This window comes from Aureibaculum flavum (assembly GCF_016406085.1).
Lineage (GTDB): Bacteria > Bacteroidota > Bacteroidia > Flavobacteriales > Flavobacteriaceae > Aureibaculum > Aureibaculum flavum.
Genome location: NZ_JAEHFJ010000002.1, coordinates 533,165 through 552,659, shown reverse-complemented (window position 1 = coordinate 552,659; position 19,495 = coordinate 533,165). Strand labels below are relative to the sequence as shown.

Annotated in this window: 14 protein-coding genes and 1 tRNA gene; all 15 read left to right on the top strand. The window is 32.3% G+C overall.

What is annotated here, in order from left to right; translation table 11 throughout:
• Position 1 precedes the first annotated feature (1 nt).
• Complete coding sequence (murD, locus tag JBL43_RS05505; RefSeq protein WP_198840459.1) at positions 2-1,336, top strand: UDP-N-acetylmuramoyl-L-alanine--D-glutamate ligase; 1,335 nt, start codon at positions 2-4, stop codon at positions 1,334-1,336.
• Positions 1,337-2,539, top strand: coding sequence for an FtsW/RodA/SpoVE family cell cycle protein (locus tag JBL43_RS05500; protein ID WP_117881685.1), 1,203 nt, complete (start codon positions 1,337-1,339; stop codon positions 2,537-2,539).
• On the top strand, positions 2,523-3,617 hold the full coding sequence (murG, locus tag JBL43_RS05495) for an undecaprenyldiphospho-muramoylpentapeptide beta-N-acetylglucosaminyltransferase (protein WP_198840458.1): 1,095 nt from the start codon (positions 2,523-2,525) through the stop codon (positions 3,615-3,617). The genes JBL43_RS05500 and murG overlap by 17 nt, the downstream gene beginning before the upstream one ends.
• Positions 3,618-3,623: 6 nt before the next feature.
• Complete coding sequence (gene murC / locus JBL43_RS05490) at positions 3,624-4,976, top strand: UDP-N-acetylmuramate--L-alanine ligase (protein ID WP_198840457.1); 1,353 nt, start codon at positions 3,624-3,626, stop codon at positions 4,974-4,976.
• A gap of 5 nt (positions 4,977-4,981) precedes the next feature.
• Positions 4,982-5,704, top strand: coding sequence for a cell division protein FtsQ/DivIB (locus tag JBL43_RS05485; protein ID WP_157972876.1), 723 nt, complete (start codon positions 4,982-4,984; stop codon positions 5,702-5,704).
• 3 nt (positions 5,705-5,707) lie between these two features.
• Positions 5,708-7,018, top strand: coding sequence for a cell division protein FtsA (gene ftsA, locus JBL43_RS05480; RefSeq protein WP_198840456.1), 1,311 nt, complete (start codon positions 5,708-5,710; stop codon positions 7,016-7,018).
• A gap of 70 nt (positions 7,019-7,088) precedes the next feature.
• Positions 7,089-8,960: a cell division protein FtsZ gene (gene ftsZ / locus JBL43_RS05475; RefSeq protein WP_198840455.1), complete on the top strand. Its 1,872-nt coding sequence runs from the start codon at positions 7,089-7,091 to the stop codon at positions 8,958-8,960.
• Between the two features lie 167 nt (positions 8,961-9,127).
• Positions 9,128-9,577, top strand: coding sequence for a GatB/YqeY domain-containing protein (locus JBL43_RS05470; RefSeq protein ID WP_198840454.1), 450 nt, complete (start codon positions 9,128-9,130; stop codon positions 9,575-9,577).
• Between the two features lie 21 nt (positions 9,578-9,598).
• Positions 9,599-9,672, top strand: a tRNA-Arg gene (locus JBL43_RS05465).
• Positions 9,673-10,067: 395 nt separating this feature from the next.
• Positions 10,068-11,318, top strand: a complete 1,251-nt coding sequence (locus tag JBL43_RS05460; protein ID WP_198840453.1) for a site-specific integrase — start codon at positions 10,068-10,070, stop codon at positions 11,316-11,318.
• An 83-nt stretch (positions 11,319-11,401) separates the two neighbouring features.
• Positions 11,402-12,949, top strand: coding sequence for a rhomboid family intramembrane serine protease (locus JBL43_RS05455; protein WP_198840452.1), 1,548 nt, complete (start codon positions 11,402-11,404; stop codon positions 12,947-12,949).
• Positions 12,950-13,095: 146 nt separating this feature from the next.
• Complete coding sequence (locus tag JBL43_RS05450; protein WP_198840451.1) at positions 13,096-13,611, top strand: hypothetical protein; 516 nt, start codon at positions 13,096-13,098, stop codon at positions 13,609-13,611.
• 587 nt (positions 13,612-14,198) lie between these two features.
• Positions 14,199-14,855, top strand: a complete 657-nt coding sequence (locus JBL43_RS05445; RefSeq protein ID WP_198840450.1) for an RNA polymerase sigma factor — start codon at positions 14,199-14,201, stop codon at positions 14,853-14,855.
• A gap of 109 nt (positions 14,856-14,964) precedes the next feature.
• On the top strand, positions 14,965-16,014 hold the full coding sequence (locus JBL43_RS05440; RefSeq protein WP_198840449.1) for a FecR family protein: 1,050 nt from the start codon (positions 14,965-14,967) through the stop codon (positions 16,012-16,014).
• Positions 16,015-16,147: 133 nt separating this feature from the next.
• Positions 16,148-19,483: a TonB-dependent receptor gene (locus JBL43_RS05435; RefSeq protein WP_198840448.1), complete on the top strand. Its 3,336-nt coding sequence runs from the start codon at positions 16,148-16,150 to the stop codon at positions 19,481-19,483.
• Positions 19,484-19,495 lie beyond the last annotated feature (12 nt).

Genomic DNA, 19,495 nt, shown 5'->3' with positions numbered 1-19,495 from the left:
GATGAAAAAGATAGTAGTGCTTGGCGGTGGTGAAAGTGGCATGGGGACAGCAATGCTTGCTAAAAAAAAAGAGTATTCAGTTTTTGTTTCTGACAAAGGAACAATAGCTGATAAGTATAAAAAAGTTCTTTTACATAATGATATTCTTTTTGAAGAAGGAAAGCATACAGAAAGCAAAATAGTTGATGCTGATGTGGTGATGAAGAGTCCCGGAATTCCAGATAAGGTAGCTCTTGTGCAAGAGTTGTTGAAAAGGAATATTCCTGTAGTATCAGAAATTGAATTCGCTTCCAAATATACGGATGCTATGCTGGTGGGTATTACGGGTAGTAATGGTAAAACAACAACGACCATGTTAACGAACCATATTTTAACAAAAGAAGGGTTAAATGTTGGTATGGCAGGTAATATTGGCGATAGTTTTGCATTGCAAGTGGCAAATGAATCTTATGATAAGTATGTATTGGAACTGAGTAGTTTTCAGTTAGATGGTATCGTTGATTTTGCACCACATATTGCGGTGATTACTAACATTTCGCCAGATCATTTAGATCGATATGAGTATAAATATGAAAATTATATCAATTCTAAATTTAGAATTACAATGAATCAGACAGCTGACGATTTTTTAATCTATGACGCCGATGATGAAGCCATTGAAAATTGGCTTAAAAACAATAAAACAAAAGCACAATTGTTGCCTTTTTCTTTAGAGAAATCATTTGATAAAGGAGCGTATGTGCAAGATGATAAAATTATAATTAACACTAATTCAAACCTATTTACAATGAGTATAGCAGCATTAGCATTACAAGGTAAACACAATACAAAAAATGCTATGGCATCGGCCATGATAGCAAAATTACTAGGTGTGCGTAACAATACGCTTAGAGAGAGTTTAGAAGACTTTGATAGTGTTGAGCACAGGTTAGAATCTGTCTTAAAAATAAATGGTGTCCAATATATTAACGATTCAAAAGCGACCAACGTAAATGCTGCTTATTATGCGTTGGAGAGCGTTCGAACTCCGATTGTTTGGATAGTTGGTGGTACGGATAAGGGTAATGACTATACTTCATTATTACCTTTGGTAAGAGAAAAAGTGAAAGCCATAATCTGCTTGGGATTAGACAATGCAAAAATTATAGAAACTTTTGGTAATGTGGTTGATTTTATGATAGAAACTGCTGGTGCGGAAGAAGCTGTAAAGGTAGCTTATAAAGTTTCAGAAAAAGGTGATACGGTGTTATTAGCACCTGCTTGTGCAAGTTTTGATTTATTTGAAAATTATGAAGATAGAGGTAGACAATTTAAAGATGCGGTTAGACAATTGTAAATGACAAAAGTATTAAAAAATATAAGTGGCGACAGAACCATTTGGGCTATTATTACAGTATTGGCAATTTTTTCCTTTCTCCCTGTGTATAGTGCCAGTACTAATCTAGTAGGTGTAGTCGGAACCGGCACCACCCTAGGGTATTTGCTTAAACACGCTATGCTATTGGTCCTTGGTTTTGTAATCATTTATGCTACGCACAAAATTCCGTATAGATATTTTAGTGGCCTTTCGGTGCTGTTAATTCCGGTGGTTTTAGTGTTGTTAATTTATACTTTATTTCAAGGAAAAACAATTAGTGGTGTAAATGCGAGTAGGTGGATCAACATTCCATTTGTCGGTATTGGTTTTCAAACTTCAACGTTGGCAAGTGTTGTGGTAATGATGTTTACAGCGAGGTATTTGGCAAGAAATAGAGAAAAGAAAATATTTTTTAAAGACAGTCTATTCCAATTGTGGATTCCTGTAGGTGTTGTGTTGGCATTAATATTACCCGCTAATTTTTCAACGACTGCAATCATTTTTGCAATGGTTTTATTAGTGGCTTTTTTAGGAGGTTATCCAATAAAATATATAGGAGCTATTTTAGGTTCGGGTATTTTAATATTTACTCTATTTATTCTTTCGGCAAAGGCATTTCCTGAGACTTTTAAAAATAGTAGAATCAAAACTTGGACCGCAAGGATAGAAAATTTCTCTAGTCCTAATGAAGATGCCAATTATCAAGCTGAAAAAGCAAAATTGGCAATTGCATCTGGTGAAATTCAAGGAAAAGGGCCAGGGAAAAGTGTTCAAAAGAATTTTTTACCGCAATCATCTTCAGATTTTATTTATGCAATAATTGTGGAAGAGTTTGGCTCTGCAGGTGGGTTTATGTTAATGATTCTTTACCTTTTATTGCTGTTTAGAATTGTGATTGTAGCTACAAAAACAGATACCATATTCGGTACATTATTAGTGCTCGGTGTTGGTATCCCTATTGTGTTTCAAGCACTGATCAATATGGCAGTTGCTGTAGGTTTATTTCCTGTAACGGGGCAACCATTGCCGTTAATAAGTACGGGAGGAACTTCCATATGGATGACCTGTTTTGCACTAGGTGTTGTGTTAAGTGTAAGTGCTGATAGAGAGGCGAAAATTGCTACCCATAAGAAGATAAATGATGATAACCCTTTAAGTGTACTACATGAAGCAATCGGTTAACATATTGATAAGTGGAGGCGGTACAGGTGGACACATCTATCCTGCAATAGCGATTGCCAATGAGTTAAAAAAACGCAACGTAAATGCTAAATTTCTATTTGTTGGTGCAAAAGATAGAATGGAGATGGAAAAAGTACCACAAGCAGGTTATGAAATAAAAGGATTGTGGATTACAGGTTTGCAGCGAAAGTTAACCTTAAAGAATATGGCTTTTCCATTTAAGCTAATAAGTAGCTTATGGAATGCAAGGAAAATTATTAGAAAATTTAAACCCGATGTGGTTATAGGAACTGGTGGTTTTGCATCAGGACCCACCTTAAAAATGGCTCAAAGTAAAGGGGTGCCAACCTTGGTTCAAGAACAAAATTCGTATCCAGGTATTACCAATAAGTTGTTGGGGAAAAAAGTAAATACCATATGCGTCGCTTATGACGGATTAGAACGCTTTTTTCCAAAAGATAAAATAGTTAAAACAGGTAATCCTGTAAGGCAAGATTTAATTGAAGTTTCAGATAATAGAGTTGAAGCACAAGATTATTTTAAGATCAGCAAGGACAAAAAAACATTGTTGATTTTAGGAGGTAGTTTAGGGGCGAGGGCAATAAATCAGTTAATTGAAAAAAACATAGAATGGCTAGTAAAACAAGAAGTACAAGTATTGTGGCAATCAGGAAAATTGTATTATCAAGAATACAAAAAATACCGCAATTTAGAAGGCGTAGAAGTGCTTGAGTTTATCAATAGAATGGATTATGCCTATGCTGCCGCAGATGTGATTATAAGTAGAGCAGGAGCTAGTTCTATTTCGGAATTATGTATTGTAGGAAAGCCTGTAATATTTATACCGTCACCCAATGTATCAGAAGATCATCAAACAAAAAATGCGTTAGCGGTTGTAGAAAAGAATGCCGCTATTTTGTTAAAGCAAAGTGAGTTGGATGGTTTTGTAAGTGTGTTTGAAGGTTTGTTGCATGATGATTATAAGCAACAAGAATTAAGTGAGAATATTAAGAAGTTAGCCTTGCCAAAAGCAACGGAGCATATTGCAAACGAAGTAGAAAAATTAATTAATAGTTAGCGAGTAATGGATTTAAAGAACATACATAACATTTATTTCATCGGTATTGGCGGAATTGGTATGAGTGCTTTGGCTCGTTATTTTAATGCCAATAATTTCTTTGTGAGTGGTTATGATAAAACACCATCTCCAGTTACTAAAGGACTTAATGAATTGGGTATTTCTATTCATTTTGAAGATGATATCAAGGCTATTCCTAAGCAGATTTTTGACAAAAAAGATACAGTAATAGTTTATACACCCGCTATTCCGAAAGACCATACAGAATTTAATTATTTTAAGGATAAGGGTTATACCATTTATAAGCGTTCTGAAATTTTAGGGGCCATTACTAAAAATACCTTTTGTTTTGGTGTAGCGGGTACACATGGTAAAACAACAACATCAACTATTTTAGGTCATATTTTACACGAAGCAAAGTTAAATGCAACTTCCTTTTTAGGTGGTATTGCTGTGAATTATAATTCAAATCTGATTTTAGGTGGTGATAAGATAAGTGTGGTTGAAGCCGATGAGTTTGATCGTTCATTTTTACAGTTGTCGCCCAATTTTGCCTGTATTACATCAATGGATGCTGATCATTTAGATATTTATGGTGAAGAGGCTGCGTTGACTCAATCGTTTAACGATTTTGCAAATCTAGTTTCCGATAAATTGTTTATCCGTAAAGGTTTGCCTATTGAAGGAATTACTTATGGAATAGAGGAAGGTGCAGATTACGATGCTAAAAATATAAAAATTGAGAATGGGACTTACATCTTTGATGTGCAGACACCAACAGAATTATATAAAAATATTGAGATAAATATCCCAGGAAGACATAATGTGCTAAATACTGTGGTTGCTTTGGCAATGGCTGATAGTTACGGAGTTCCGTTGGCTACCATTGCTGAGGCATTAAAGTCTTTTAAAGGAATAAAGCGTAGGTTTAATTATAAAATTAAAACGGATAATTTAGTATTGATTGATGATTATGCACATCACCCAACAGAAATAAATGCGGTGGCAGATGCTGTTAGAGAATTGTTTCCATCAGATAAAATACTTGCTGTTTTTCAACCTCATTTATTTACAAGAACAAGAGACTTTATTGATGATTTTGCAACAAGTTTATCAAAATTTGATGAATTAATTCTTTTAGATATTTATCCCGCAAGAGAAAAACCAATTGAAGGAGTAACCTCTGAATGGTTATTAGGTAAAATTGACACTCAAAAGAAGCAAATTTCTTTAAAAGAAGAAGTTATAAAAAAAATAAAGGCGTCAGATGCTAAGATTATTGTAATGATAGGAGCTGGTGATATCGGAGTATTGGTAGAGGAAGTGTATCAGAACTTGAAAATTGAAACACAAAATTGAGAACAATGAAAAAATACATACCATTTCTGAAAGGTCTGCTATTGCTGGTTTTTGTGATGTTTCTATATGGGTTTTCAGCATCAAGAAATAAAGCAAAACGAGTAGAAAAGGTGAATGTTACTTTTGAAAATGGAGATAATTTATTCATTACATACGAAACGGTTAATAAATTGTTAATACAAAATTACGGAAGACTACAAAGTCAGCCAAAAGAAGAATTATTTTTGAACAAATTGGAAGAGACGCTGCTTTCTAATGAAATGGTTGAAAATGCGGAAGTTTTTATTAACATAGACGGTGAATTAGGAGCTACCATTAAGCAAAAAACACCGATTGCAAGAATAAATGAGAATGGATTCGCTTACTATATGGATAGTAATGGCAAAAAAATGCCATTGTCTAAAAGTTATTCTGCCAGGGTTCCAATTATAGAAGGTGTTAAAGATGGTCAGATTTCTGATGAACTTTTTGAGTTGGCTACCATTGTTGATAATGATGACTTTCTTAGAAAGCAAGTTGTGGGTATCGTTCAGCAGCCTAAAAAAGAATTTGTATTAAAAACGAGAGTTGGAAATCAACAAGTAGAATTGGGAACATTGAACCAACTGGAGGAGAAAATAAAAAAATTAAAAGTATTCTATCAAAAGGTGATTAAAGATAAAACCTTAGAAAACTATAAAACTATTAATCTTGAGTACATTAATCAAGTTGTGTGTACAAAAAAATAAATTATGGAAGAAGATAATATAGCCGTAGGACTAGATATTGGAACAACAAAAATTGTTGCCATAATAGGAAAGACGAATGAATATGGAAAGCTAGAAATACTTGGTATGGGGAAGGCCAAAAGTATGGGCGTTCATCGTGGTGTAGTTAATAATATTACACAAACCATTCAGTCTATTCAACAAGCAGTTGAGGAAGCTGAGAGTGTTTCAAATCATAAAATAAAAGATGTTGTTGTAGGTATTGCAGGTCAACATATTCGTAGTTTACATCATAGTGATTATATAACAAGATCAAATTCAGAAGAGGTTATTGACGAGTCTGATATTGAAAAATTAATCAATCAAGTACATAAATTGGTAATGCTTCCTGGTGAAGAAATTATTCATGTATTGCCACAAGATTATAAAGTGGACGGTCAAGCTGAAATAAAGGCTCCAATTGGTATGTATGGAGCTAGATTAGAAGCAAATTTTCATGTAGTTGTTGGCCAAGTTTCATCGATTAGAAATGTTGGTAGATGTATTAAAAGTGCAGGTTTAGAGCTTTCTAATATTACGTTAGAACCGTTGGCATCGTCAGAAGCGGTGTTGAGCCAAGAAGAAAAAGAAGCAGGGGTAGCATTAATTGATATAGGTGGTGGTACTACCGATCTAGCAATTTTTAAAGATGGAATTATTCGACATACGGCTGTAATTCCTTTTGGTGGTGGTGTAATTACTGAAGATATAAAAGAAGGGTGTTCAATTATAGAGAAACAAGCTGAATTGTTAAAAACGAAGTTTGGATCGGCATGGCCAGGTGAAAATAAAGAAAATGAAATTGTTTCAATTCCTGGATTACGAGGAAGGGAGCCAAAAGAAATAACATTAAAAAACTTGTCGAAAATTATCCATGCTCGCGTGGTAGAAATTATTGAACAGGTTTATTTAGAGGTGAAAAATTATGGTCATGAAGAGACCAAAAAGAAATTGATTGCTGGTATTGTTTTAACAGGTGGTGGGGCTGAATTAAAGCATATAAAGCAATTAGTAGAATATATTACTGGAATGGATACAAGAATTGGATATCCTAATGAGCATTTAGCGGGAAGTACCGAAGTTGATTTGTCAAGCCCTGCTTTTGCAACGGCAGTTGGTTTATTGATGAAAGGCTTAGAAGCTAAAAAGAGTGAAATCAGTAAAACAAAGCATAAAGAAGTTGTAGAGCCGCAAACGAATAGTAAAAAATCAATTCCTGTTGAAAAAGTTGACCGCAAATCAATTTTTGAAAAGTGGGCTGACAAGTTTAGAGAGTTTTTAGACAACGCAGAATAGAGCTGATAAAATGTTTTTTTACATTTTAATAAAATAAGAAGAATTATAATATCCCCAAAAAAATAAAACTATGAGTACTGAATTTGAAAATCTTGCTTTTGATTTACCCAAAAATCAATCTAGTGTAATTAAGGTAATTGGTGTTGGTGGTGGTGGTAGTAATGCCGTTAATCACATGTTTAAAAAAGGCGTTGCAGGTATAGATTTTGTGGTTTGTAACACAGATGAACAAGCGTTGCATAACAGTCCGGTTACAAATAAAATACAATTAGGTGTTTCTTTAACGGAAGGTTTAGGAGCTGGGGCTAATCCAGAAGTTGGTGAAGAAGCAGCTATTGAAAGTATAGAAGAGATTAAGGCAATGCTTAGTACTCGTGCAAAAATGGTTTTTATAACTGTTGGTATGGGTGGGGGAACTGGTACTGGAGCAGCACCTATTATTGCTAAGGTTGCAAAAGAAATGGATTTACTTACTGTTGGGATAGTAACGATACCTTTTTCTTTTGAAGGAAAAATGCGAAATGAACAGGCTCAAAGAGGGATTGAAAAATTGAGCAAACATATTGATTCATTGGTTGTTATTAATAACAATAAATTAAGAGAAGTATATGGTAATTTAGGCTTTAAAGCGGGGTTCTCTAAAGCGGATGAAGTATTGTCTACTGCAGCCATGGGTATTGCAGAGGTAATTACACATCATTACACACAAAATATAGATTTAAAAGATGCTAAAACAGTGCTTTCTAATAGCGGTACTGCTATTATGGGTTCTGCTATAGCAACAGGTCAAAATAGAGCTCAAGAGGCTATTACAAAAGCGTTAGATTCTCCATTATTAAATGACAATAAAATTACAGGAGCTAAAAACGTATTATTGTTAATTGTATCTGGAACTACAGAAATTACAATTGATGAAATTGGCGAGATCAACGATTATATTCAGAGTGAAGCGAAGAGTAATGTTGATATTATAATGGGAGTTGGTGAAGATATTGAATTAGGAGAGTCAATAGCCGTAACAATTATTGCTACGGGTTTTAATAAGGAGCAACAGATGGAAATTTCGCATACTGAGGCTCCAAAAATAGTTCATGATTTAGAGCCTACTAAAGGTCTTAATGAGCCTATTGCGAAACCAAATCCATCACAGCCTATTGTAAAGCATACATTAGAGATAGAAAAAGAAGAAGTTGAGGTTAAGCCAAAAATTACAAATCTAACTCAAAACCCACGTACTATTAATGAAATAGATGTTGTTTATGAGGAGATTAATGGAGATGATACGCTAGATGATTTTGTAATAAATCAGGTTACTTCAATGGAAGAAGTTAAAGAAGTAGTTCAAGAAACACAAGGAATGCTTTCATTTGATTTACCATTGACTCCAAAAAAGAAAGTGGAGCCATTAGAAACTGAAGAAGTAGTAAAACATGCATTGTCTGCTTCAAGTATTAGAGATTTAGAAGTTATAGATCCTGAGTTTATTGAGCCAACCATAACTTTTGATGGTAAAATAAAGCACGGATTGGAAAACTTTATGGAAGATGAAGTGAAACAAAATAGAAAACCAATAGCTGAAGAAGTTAAGGATCAAGAATTAGCTTTTAATATAAGAGTTGAAAAGAAAGATGTTGAAAAAAAGATGTTGAGTTCAGATGAAGAAGAATCTCCATTAAGTCTTACCATTGAAGAATTACAAAAGAGAGCAGATGATAGAAGAAGAAAAATGAAAAATTTTAATTACAGGTTTACCAATAGACCGAGTAATAATGATGAATATCAAAGTAAACCAGCCTATAAGAGGATGGGTGTAGATTTAGATGATGTAGAACCATCATCAGAACCTACAGAAAGTAAATCTAGAATATCATTAAGTTCAGATGAGAATGATGATATTCAGTTACGTTCTAATAATTCATATTTGCATGATAATGTGGATTGATTAGTATTTAGTTTTGTTTGTAAAACCCAAAACGATGTTTATCATTGTTTTGGGTTTTTTATTTTCGTCATTTGGTTAAATCTTTCTGTGTTAGGCATAAATTAAAGTTTTAATTCGATGTAATATTAATCGCCGTTTTCTATCTTTGCAGTAATAAATTAAATAAAATGAGTTTACAAGATAAAGTAATGGGAAAGCTTAAAGAGGCTATGAAGGCAAAAGATACTGTTGCCTTAGAATCTTTAAGAGCTATAAAATCAGCGATATTAATAGCTCAAACAGAATCAGGAGCTAAGCAAGAGTTGACAGAAGATGAAGAGTTAAAACTAGTGCAAAAATTAGTAAAGCAACGAAAAGATAGTGCCACACTTTATCAAGAACAAGGAAGAGCAGATTTAGCAGATCCTGAATTGGCACAAGTTGCAGTAATTGAGCAGTTTTTACCAGAACAAATGAGCGAAGAAGAACTTCAAAAAGTTGTTGCTGGCATTGTTGAAAAAGTAGGAGCTACATCAATGAAAGATATGGGCAAGGTTATGGGAATGGTTTCAAAAGAGTTAGTAGGTAAAGCAGATGGTAAAGCTATTTCTAATGTTGTAAAAAGCTTATTAAGTTAAAAAAAATAGTACAATAATAACGGCCTCGTAGTTCAACTGAATAGAATATCAGATTTCGGCTCTGAGGGTTACAGGTTTGAATCCTGTCGAGGTCACTAAGAAAGAAAAGTCCAATGCATCGCATTGGACTTTTTATTTTATTGAAATATCCACAAGCAAGCTTGGAAAATTTCAATAAAATAAAAAATTAAATTGTGTAACAATTTTGACTTACCTTTCGGAATTCGGAGCACATTCAGGAAATGTAATTCTGTCGAGGTCACAAATAGCTATTATAAATAGCATCAAAACCATGTAAGTCTTACGATTTACATGGTTTTCAGGTATTTAGGAGTTCATTTAATTTGATGTAGATTGATATTAAATGGTAGCTATTCGACAGTCATTAAATAAAATGGTATTTGAGCTACCATTTAAAAAATATATTATACTAGGATAGTTGATTTGACTTTCGTCTCAATAAATGTTTAACAATTTAAAGACGACAACTATGCGTGCAACAAACACATTCTCAGCTATTTTTTGGGTAGACCAAAAAAATGCAAAAAACAAGCAAGCTCTTATTTATGCAAGAGTAACCGTAAATCAGAAACGAGTAAGTATTAGTACGAAGAGAAAAGTTTCACTATCCCTTTGGAATCAAAAGACTCAAAAAGCCAAAGGTAACTCTATTGAAGCTCGACAAATCAATCAATACTTAACGCAAGTTCAATCTCAACTTTTTCAATGTTATCAAGATTTGAAGTTTAAGGGCAATCTCATAACTGCGAAATTGATTAAGGCAAATTATTTGGGTGAAGGAGGTAATTCTAAAACATTACAAAATCTTATGGAATACCACTCTCAAAACACCAAAGATAAATTGGCAAGTGGTACTATTCGAAATTTTGAAGTAACAGAGAGGTATATTAATAAGTTTCTTGAAAAGAATCAAAAAACAACTGATATCTTTTTAAACGCACTTGATTATAAGTTTGTTTGTGATTTTTCAAATTTCCTTCAAAGTTACTGGCCAAAAGGACATCCAAAAACATTGAGTAATAATACTGTAATGAAACACATTCAAAGGTTTCGAAAAATAGTAACGCTTGGATATCATATAGAATGGTTAGACAGAGACCCATTTATTAGATGGAAACCCTCTTACGAAAAAAGAGAACGACCGTTTTTAACAGATAATGAACTGTCAAGTATAGAGACATATGAACTGCCTATTGAACGCCTGGAAAGAGTAAGAGATTTATTTGTTTTTAGCTGCTACACCGGTATATCATATTCGGATATAATGAATCTAACTTCTCAAAACATTCTAAAAGGAATTGATGGTAATGAGTGGATATTTACTAATCGTCAAAAAACTAAATCTCCTATAAAAGTGCCGATTCTTGATAAGGCATTGAAACTTATTACTAAATATCATAACCATCCAATGGCACAAATATCAGGAACATTATTCCCAGTCATTACAAATGAAAAACTGAATCAATATCTAAAAGAAGTAGCTTTTTATTGCGGTATTAAAAAGAACCTTACTTTTCATATGGCTCGACATACCTTTGCAACTACAGTAACTTTAAGTAATGGAGTGCCAATTGAAACTGTTTCTAAATTACTAGGTCATAAAAAAATTGCAACGACACAAATTTATGCAAGGGTGATTGAAAGAAAAATTAGTGAAGATATGTCCATTTTGAAATCTAAGCTTGGTCTAGCTTCAAATGAAAATAAAATTTCTTCTTAATTTTTTATTTAAATGAGTGTGTAAAATCATTAAATTTGAAAATACCAAAAGTTTCTGATATTAATTAAATTTAACCCACAGAATTGAACAAGTATAAAATAAAACTTCAAGAAATCTACCTTCCATTTCTAATAGTTTCAATTGGAACTATTCTTATTTACAATATTTTTCGATGGACTTTTGATATTAAACTTGGTATTCTTCCATTAAAAGAAGACGTACTGAATTTCTGGATTCCCTTTGCACTTCCATGGATTCCAATATTCATTTGGCTACGAAGAAGGCTACGAATTTTGAATATTAAAGGGAAAAGTGGTAACGGTTATTTTATATATCAATTTGCAATGGTAGGTGCTATAATTGCTCCGCTCATGGTAAGTCAAAATTATTTAGAAAAAGCCTCTTATGACCTAATTGAAATAGATAGTATTGACTATACGAGTGATTTTGAAAATGAAAAATATTTTCAAATCAATTCTTTTAATGTAACTAAGGCTAAAATTTTTTCTTATGTAACCGCTCGTACTTCAGGTAGAAACAATGAAAATTTAAATTATTATATATATTTCTCGTGCCCTTTTGAAAATTCAAACGATGTATCATATGGAGTCCAATACAAAAAGAATCTTAGCAATAGAATTAGTGAACGTCAAAAAGATACACAATACCGAAACTTTATAAAAAAGTCAGAAATTGAGTTTCAGTCCTATAACTTTAATAAGGCAAAATACTTCGAAAAACTGAACCATTCAGACACCAGAGATGGTTTTATCGAAGCAATGAAACATACATATCCAAATGTAAACGAAAAAGAGCAAGTAATTCTAATTCCTAAATTTGATAACTTCAATCAAAGGCTTGGTAATACATTCCCGTGGATCTTCGGTTCATTCGGTATTGCTTCCTTGATTATTTTAATAATGATTTTAATTCCAAATATAGATCAAAATGAACTTAATAATTTAAAGAAAGATAAACCTCTCCAAGAAGATGATTTAAGGGATATATTAGAATTCCTTGATCCACGTGGACCATATAAAGCGACCGCCATTCTAATTCTTTTAAATATATTGGTCTTTATAATAATGACATTTTCAGGAATAAATATTGCTTCACCAACAGCTAAAGAATTACTAGAATTTGGAGGAAATAGAAGATTTGAAGTTTTAAATGACGAATATTGGAGACTACTTACTTCTGTCTTTATTCATGGTGGACTCATGCACTTAATAATGAATCTTTTCGGACTTGGTCTTGCAGGTAGTTTGTTAGAAAATGTGTTGGGTCACACAAGGTTATTTATTAGTTTTATTGTTTGTGGAATACTCGCAAGTTTAGCCAGTATTTATTGGTACGAAAATACAATAAGTGTTGGTGCTTCTGGAGCAATTTTTGGACTTTTTGGTCTCATATTAGCCTTTACTATTTTTAAAATTTACCCCAATTATATGCGTGGTATAACTTGGATACTACTAGGTCTTTATGCTGGTTTAAATTTATTAGTCGGTTTCTTTATGAGCGGTATCGATAATGCAGCTCATATAGGAGGCCTCATAAGTGGTTTTGTAATTGGTGGCCTATTGATACTAACAAGTAAAGAAAAATTAATAAATAACATTAACAAACACTAATAATCCCCCTCTTGCACCATAACTACCAATTGCCTAAATTTGAAGTGATACTAAATTAAATCTCTAGACTTTTAGCAATTAAATATAGTAAACACATAACTGGTATAAAAAAATACGTTTATACTATTGTTGTGGCACATTGTAAAATGACAAAAACAAATCAATCTTCAGATACACCCATTTTACCCTTAATTTCTATCTTTAAAAATAGGGGAGTTGAAATTATTAATAGTGAAACCATCAAATACTTCAAAAGATCAAGTGCTTACAGTTTGATTCAGGACAACAATGATTCGGAAATGTACTCCAGTGAAATGAATATTTGGAATTTAGAACAGAAAACTGAAAAATTCAAAAATACTAAATGGAATATATTTTTGGCGAAAACGATTTACAACCCTTCATTTGAAGTGAATTTAGTTTGGGAAAAAAAAGGAATTTACAAACTAACCAAATTAAAAACAAAAATCAAAAATTGTATTGAGAAAGATGATGACATTTTAACACAATATGTTGAAGTGGACTTTTTATTGCATAAAGTCGAAAAATCCTCAAGTTTTTCAGAGTTGATTGATGCTCTAAATAACTATTGTTTCGAGATAAGTGATGAAGAAAAGATTTGGAAGGAAAATGACGAATGGAATAGCAAAAAATGCAATTAATTTATACAACGAAGTAAGATTACACATTTTTTATAGATTATAAAAGACCAAATATAGTATATAAATTATCAGCTAAATTCTCCCGAAAATTCGGGATTAACCTGTAGCCATATTTCAGGACAAGACATCTACAATTGTACTATTAGAGACTAAATGAATTGGGTGATTGTGCACTTCGTAATATTAAAGCTTCATAATTTCTTTTTTAAAATAGTATAAATTCTAGCTCAGAGCTTTTTATTAACCTTGGTTTTGGTTAAAAGACTACGTATTAAATTTGATAAAAATGCAATAAAATACATATTATGATATTTATAATTTAAGTTAATAACAGTTTAGTTATTTATAAATCATAAAATTTTAAGTATTTTTACGAAAAACATATTTCTAATTATTGCCTTTTGATGTTTCGGTATTGGATTAAAAAACAATTTGTTTTAATATTTGTACATTTAGTAATAATGATATGTTTTTTTGTTATATTTTGATAATAATTCAAAGATTTTATAAAAAAAAATAATTTTTTGTCTATAAAACGAAAATTGATTGCTTATAATTAAATAGAGATATCTAACAAAGAACAATTTATGCGAAAATCTGGACATTCATATTTAATCGATAAAAGTACTTTAAGCCCTAACAGGGAAAATTATGACTTCGAATTAGAGAATGCCAATATGTTTGTTGTAAATAATTCTGAAAATTTAGTCTGGAACAGATTAAGGGAAGGACATGAGTCAGCCTTAGGAGAACTTTATGATCAACATATTGAAGCTTTATTTTCATACGGTGTACAACATTCTCAAGATCGAGGGCATATAATGGATTGTATCCATGATCTTTTTGTTGATTTATATAAATACAGAAAAAAACTTTCTACGACAAACAATGTAAAATACTACCTATTTAAATCGTTGAAGAGAAAAATTAATAAAAAATATAAAAATAAGGCAGTATTGATAAACAAGGATTTTGATGAATCAATTCATTCAGCCAAAGGAAACTATGCAAAATCACCAGAAGACAAGTTGATTCAAAAAGAACACATTGCAGAGCAGAATACAAAGCTATCTTCAGCTTTGAGTACATTAACTAAAAACCAAAGACGAAGTTTATACCTGAGGTTTAATCAAGAAAAAAAATATGAAGAAATTTCTGAAATTATGGAAGTTACTATAGCAACTGCAAGAACTACAGTTTATAGAGCAATAAAAATGCTGAGAAAACACAGGTTCTATAATTAATTCCTTAGGTAATAGAATAACCTGTCTATAAAAATTGATAAAGTACCTTCTTATAAGTAGAGGGTTTGATGATTCAAATCTAAAAGAATTATCAATATGATTAGAAAAAATGAAAGATAAAAGAAACAGTGAAATGAATATTTCTCCAATTTCTGAAAACGAGAAATTACATGTAAAGAATAAAATTTTCAATTCTGTCCGTAAGGATAAAATTAAAAAAAAGAGACTCGCATCTTTAATTGGTGTTGCAGCTTCCATAAGTATAATAATAGTGTTGAGTCTTTATTCTAGTAATGAACCTACACCTTCAATTATTGATTATGTGAAATCTTCAAATGGAGAAGATAGTAATTCAACTGATGTTACATTAATATTAGGCCAAGGAGAAAATCATAAAGTAGATGAAAAGCTAACAACAATTGATTACTCAAGTAATGGAAAAAAAATTACAGTTGGTAGTACAGAGGTTGTTGAGCAAGAGGTGTCTAAAAATAATGAGATTACATATAATACGTTGATTGTGCCTTATGGGAAAAGATCAAAAATTAAACTTTCAGACGGAAGTATTATATGGTTGAATTCCGGTTCTAAATTAGTTTATCCTCCTGTATTCAATGGTGAGAAAAGAGAAGTTTATTTGGAAGGGGAAGCAATATTTGATGTAGCACATAATAAAAAGAAACCATTTGTTGTAGTTTCTAATAGTCAGGAAGTTAGAGTTTTAGGTACTGTATTTGGAGTTTCTGATTATAAGGATGAAAATGATATTAATACTGTTCTTAAAAGTGGAAGTGTACAAATAAGTTATCATAATAACTCTTCGTCAAAAAGAAATCGTGATAAGATAAAAATTACTCCAGGTACGTTGGCTAATTACAATAAGAGTAAGAAAAGCATAATATCAAAAAAAGTAAATGTTGATAATTATTTCTCTTGGAGAGATGGAGTCTTAATTTTTAATAAAGATGAATTAGATTTTATTTTGAAAAAACTATCAAGACACTATAATGTTCAAATTGAATTAACAGATAATTCTTTAATGCATGAAACTTTTTCTGGACTATTGAATTTAAACGAAGACCTTGATAAAGTAATACAGACAATAGAAGAAAGTGCCAATTTAGAAGAAGGAATTTTAAAAATAAATACTAACATCTAAACTTTTAATATATGATATGAAACCATTTATTTGAATTAATGAAAAGCCGGAAGATGTTCGAGCATCTTCCAGCTTATTAAAAATTAAAATTGTTGCTAAAAAACAACAAGATTAACTAACCAAATGCAAAAATATGAAAAAAAATATAAGGAGCGTAACTTTAACCATTATGAGGGTATTTTTACTATTTATCAGTTTTGGACTTACTTCGGTTTATGCAAATTCCGTTGCAGGGCAGACTAAGATAGATATTAACGTAAAAGATATAACGATAAAGCAATTGTTTAAGGAGATTCAAAACTCTGCAGAGTATGTGTTTTTTTACAAAGACAATGTTTTGAATGCAGATAAAAAAGTCTCAATTAAACTTAAAAATGTTGAAGTAACCGCAATTTTAGATAATGCTTTTCGAAACACTGATTTGAGCTATAAAATAATTGGCAAACAAATTATTGTTAAAAAGCAAAAAAAAATAGGTCAAAATACTACAATTCAGAATGATTTAGAAGTTCAGGAAAACGAAATCACGGGTACTGTAAAAAGTGAATCAGGTGAGTTGTTAATTGGAGTTAGTGTTATTGTTGAGGGTACAAGTAGAGGTACTCAAAGTGATTTTGATGGTAAGTTTACTATTAACGTAACAGTTGGGGCTACATTATTGTTCTCTTATCTGGGTATGGTAGATCAAAAGGTAGTCGTTGGTAATAAAACAGTGATAAATGTGATAATGAAAGAAGATGCAGCTGCTTTAGATGAGGTTATGATTGTAGGATATGGTACACAAAGTAAAGAATCACTTACTGGATCTGTAGGTGTTGTTAAAAGTAAAATGTTGGAACAAGTTCCAGTTTCTACCTTTGAGCAGGCATTGCGAGGTAGCATGGCTGGTTTACAAGCATCTGCAATTGATGGTGCACCGGGTGCAAATACTTCAGTTAGAATTCGAGGAATCGGATCAATTACGGCGTCAAGTGATCCTTTATATGTTATAGATGGAATTCCTGTGCAGTCTGGTAGTATTGCGAGTAATGATAATGACGGTAGAAGTTCTAATGTAATGTCAGCTATTAACCCGAATGATATAGAATCTGTAACAGTGTTGAAAGATGCTGCTTCCACTGCCATTTATGGGTCTAGAGGAGCTAACGGTGTAATTTTAATTACTACAAAATCAGGAAAATCAGGAAAGCCTGTCTTTTCTTTTAAATCCTTAGCTGGTTTTAGTTCAGTAGCTTCAAAGAATATTTTGAAACCTATTAATGCAGAACAATATACACAATTATACCTTGAAGGATATATTAATAGAGGAGACACACCTGCCGAAGCACAAGCAAGGTTCGATAATACATTTACACAATTAATAGATCCTTCAACGGGGCAGCCAACAGATACTGATTGGTTAGATGCTATTACACGAGTGGGATTAACTCAAAGTTATGATTTAAGTGCTAGAGGAGGAACAGAAAGTGTAAGGTACTTCTTTTCTGGAAGTTATTATGATCAAGAGAGTTTCGTTCTTGGATCAGATTTTAAAAGATTGAGTGCACGTGCTAATTTATCATTTGATGTGAATGATTATATAACAATTGAAAACAATATAGCAGTTGCTGATATGGTTTCAAATACTTTTAACGACGGAGGTTCATGGACTAATCCGTTTAAAGTTTCTTTAGAATTATCTCCATTAATCCCCATTTATGATGAATCAGGAAGATTTAACGGGGAACATAGAGACTATTTTCCAATTAGCCCAAATCCTGTTGGAGCATTAAGTGGAGATGATGAACGTAAAATCTCGCAAATGAGAATTACGAATACTTTTGCTGTTAATATCAAATTAATGAAAAATTTAAAATTCCGATCTCAATGGAATTTTGATGTAATTAATGCGGGTACATATCAATATAATACACCAAGGTATGGTGGTTCGGAATCATCAGGAGGATTTGCAAGCAATGCTACAGTTACAGATAAAAGCTGGGTAGGTACTCAGACTTTAGATTATAGTGTTGAGGTTGCTGATAATCATAATATTAGTTTGTTAGCGGGTTATGAAGCTCAAGAATCTATTAGAGAAGCACACGGTGCTTCTGGAACACAGTTTCCGAATGACAAATTGAGAACATTGAATAGTGCATCGGCAGAATTTGGAATCAGTGGTTCTAAAACTGAATATACGTTTGCATCAATGTTCGCGAGAGCCAACTATAATTATGACGGAAAGTATTTTTTATCTTCTAGTATTAGAAGAGATGGTTCATCACGTTTCGGAGCAGATAATAGATGGGGAACCTTCTACTCTGTTGGAGGTAGTTGGATAATAAGCAAAGAAGATTTTCTTAAAGATGTAGGTTTTTTAAATATGTTTAAAATTAGAAGTTCTTGGGGACTGACAGGAAATGCTTCAATTGGTAATTTTCCATCACAAGGGTTGTACACATATGGTCAAGATTATGACGGTAGTCCAGGAGGTATACCTGATCAAATAGGAAACCCAGATTTAACATGGGAAACTCAACAAAATTTTAATATTGGATTAGATTTTGGAATTTTCTCTAGAGTAAATGGTACTGTTGAGTACTTTAAAAGAACCTCATCTGATCTTCTTTTAAATGTTCCTATTTCTCGTACTACCGGATTTTCTTCAATCACGCAGAATTATGGGGAAATGATGAATTCAGGTATGGAATTTTCTTTAAATGCTGATATTATTGCTTCAGGTGAATTTCAATGGAACGTTGGTGTTAATGCCACTTTCTTAAAAAATGAGATTACTAAATTAACAGAAAATTATAATTCAGGTCAGTTTAGAAGACAACAGGGTGAAGATTTTCAATCGTTTTACTTATACGGATTTGCAGGTATTGATGCTGATACAGGTCAAATTCAATGGTATACAGATGAATCTAAAACTACGATTACAAATAGTTTAGGCGATGCTGAACGCTTTTTAGATGGCCGGTCAGCTAGCCCAGATCTTTATGGAGGGTTCAATTCATCAATGACATATAAAGGATTTTCACTAGATGCTAGCTTTAATTACTCATCTGGTAACTATATATTTGATAGTAGAGCACGTGGTAGTTTGGCTGATGGACGGTTAACCCCTAGAAGTACAGCTACATGGGCTTTTGATAACAGATGGGTGCCTGGTAAAACGGATGCATTATTGCCAATGCACGTGTGGGGTGGTAGCCCTGGAAGCGGTGAAAGTAATACATCAAGATGGTTATATGACGGTAGTTTTATTCGTTTAAGAGATTTAACACTGGCATATACTATTCCTACAACTGCCATATCTGCTTTAAATTTAAATTCTGTTAAAGTATATTTAAGAGGAACCAATTTGTTGACATTTACAAAGGATAAAGATTTGTATATGGATCCAGAACAAGCTGTTAATGGAACTTACGATGCAATGACTCCAGCAGCTAAGACAATCTCTTTAGGAATTGATATCCAATTTTAAATAAAAAACATA

What these genes read in the sequence shown, in the direction of transcription:
- murD (WP_198840459.1), top strand. Translation starts at nt 2, where the DNA reads ATGAAAAAGATAGTAGTGCTTGGCGGTGGTGAAAGTGGCATGGGGACA.
- JBL43_RS05500 (WP_117881685.1), top strand. Translation starts at nt 1,337, where the DNA reads ATGACAAAAGTATTAAAAAATATAAGTGGCGACAGAACCATTTGGGCT.
- murG (WP_198840458.1), top strand. Translation starts at nt 2,523, where the DNA reads ATGAAGCAATCGGTTAACATATTGATAAGTGGAGGCGGTACAGGTGGA.
- murC (WP_198840457.1), top strand. Translation starts at nt 3,624, where the DNA reads ATGGATTTAAAGAACATACATAACATTTATTTCATCGGTATTGGCGGA.
- JBL43_RS05485 (WP_157972876.1), top strand. Translation starts at nt 4,982, where the DNA reads ATGAAAAAATACATACCATTTCTGAAAGGTCTGCTATTGCTGGTTTTT.
- ftsA (WP_198840456.1), top strand. Translation starts at nt 5,708, where the DNA reads ATGGAAGAAGATAATATAGCCGTAGGACTAGATATTGGAACAACAAAA.
- ftsZ (WP_198840455.1), top strand. Translation starts at nt 7,089, where the DNA reads ATGAGTACTGAATTTGAAAATCTTGCTTTTGATTTACCCAAAAATCAA.
- JBL43_RS05470 (WP_198840454.1), top strand. Translation starts at nt 9,128, where the DNA reads ATGAGTTTACAAGATAAAGTAATGGGAAAGCTTAAAGAGGCTATGAAG.
- JBL43_RS05460 (WP_198840453.1), top strand. Translation starts at nt 10,068, where the DNA reads ATGCGTGCAACAAACACATTCTCAGCTATTTTTTGGGTAGACCAAAAA.
- JBL43_RS05450 (WP_198840451.1), top strand. Translation starts at nt 13,096, where the DNA reads ATGACAAAAACAAATCAATCTTCAGATACACCCATTTTACCCTTAATT.
- JBL43_RS05445 (WP_198840450.1), top strand. Translation starts at nt 14,199, where the DNA reads ATGCGAAAATCTGGACATTCATATTTAATCGATAAAAGTACTTTAAGC.
- JBL43_RS05440 (WP_198840449.1), top strand. Translation starts at nt 14,965, where the DNA reads ATGAAAGATAAAAGAAACAGTGAAATGAATATTTCTCCAATTTCTGAA.
- JBL43_RS05435 (WP_198840448.1), top strand. Translation starts at nt 16,148, where the DNA reads ATGAAAAAAAATATAAGGAGCGTAACTTTAACCATTATGAGGGTATTT.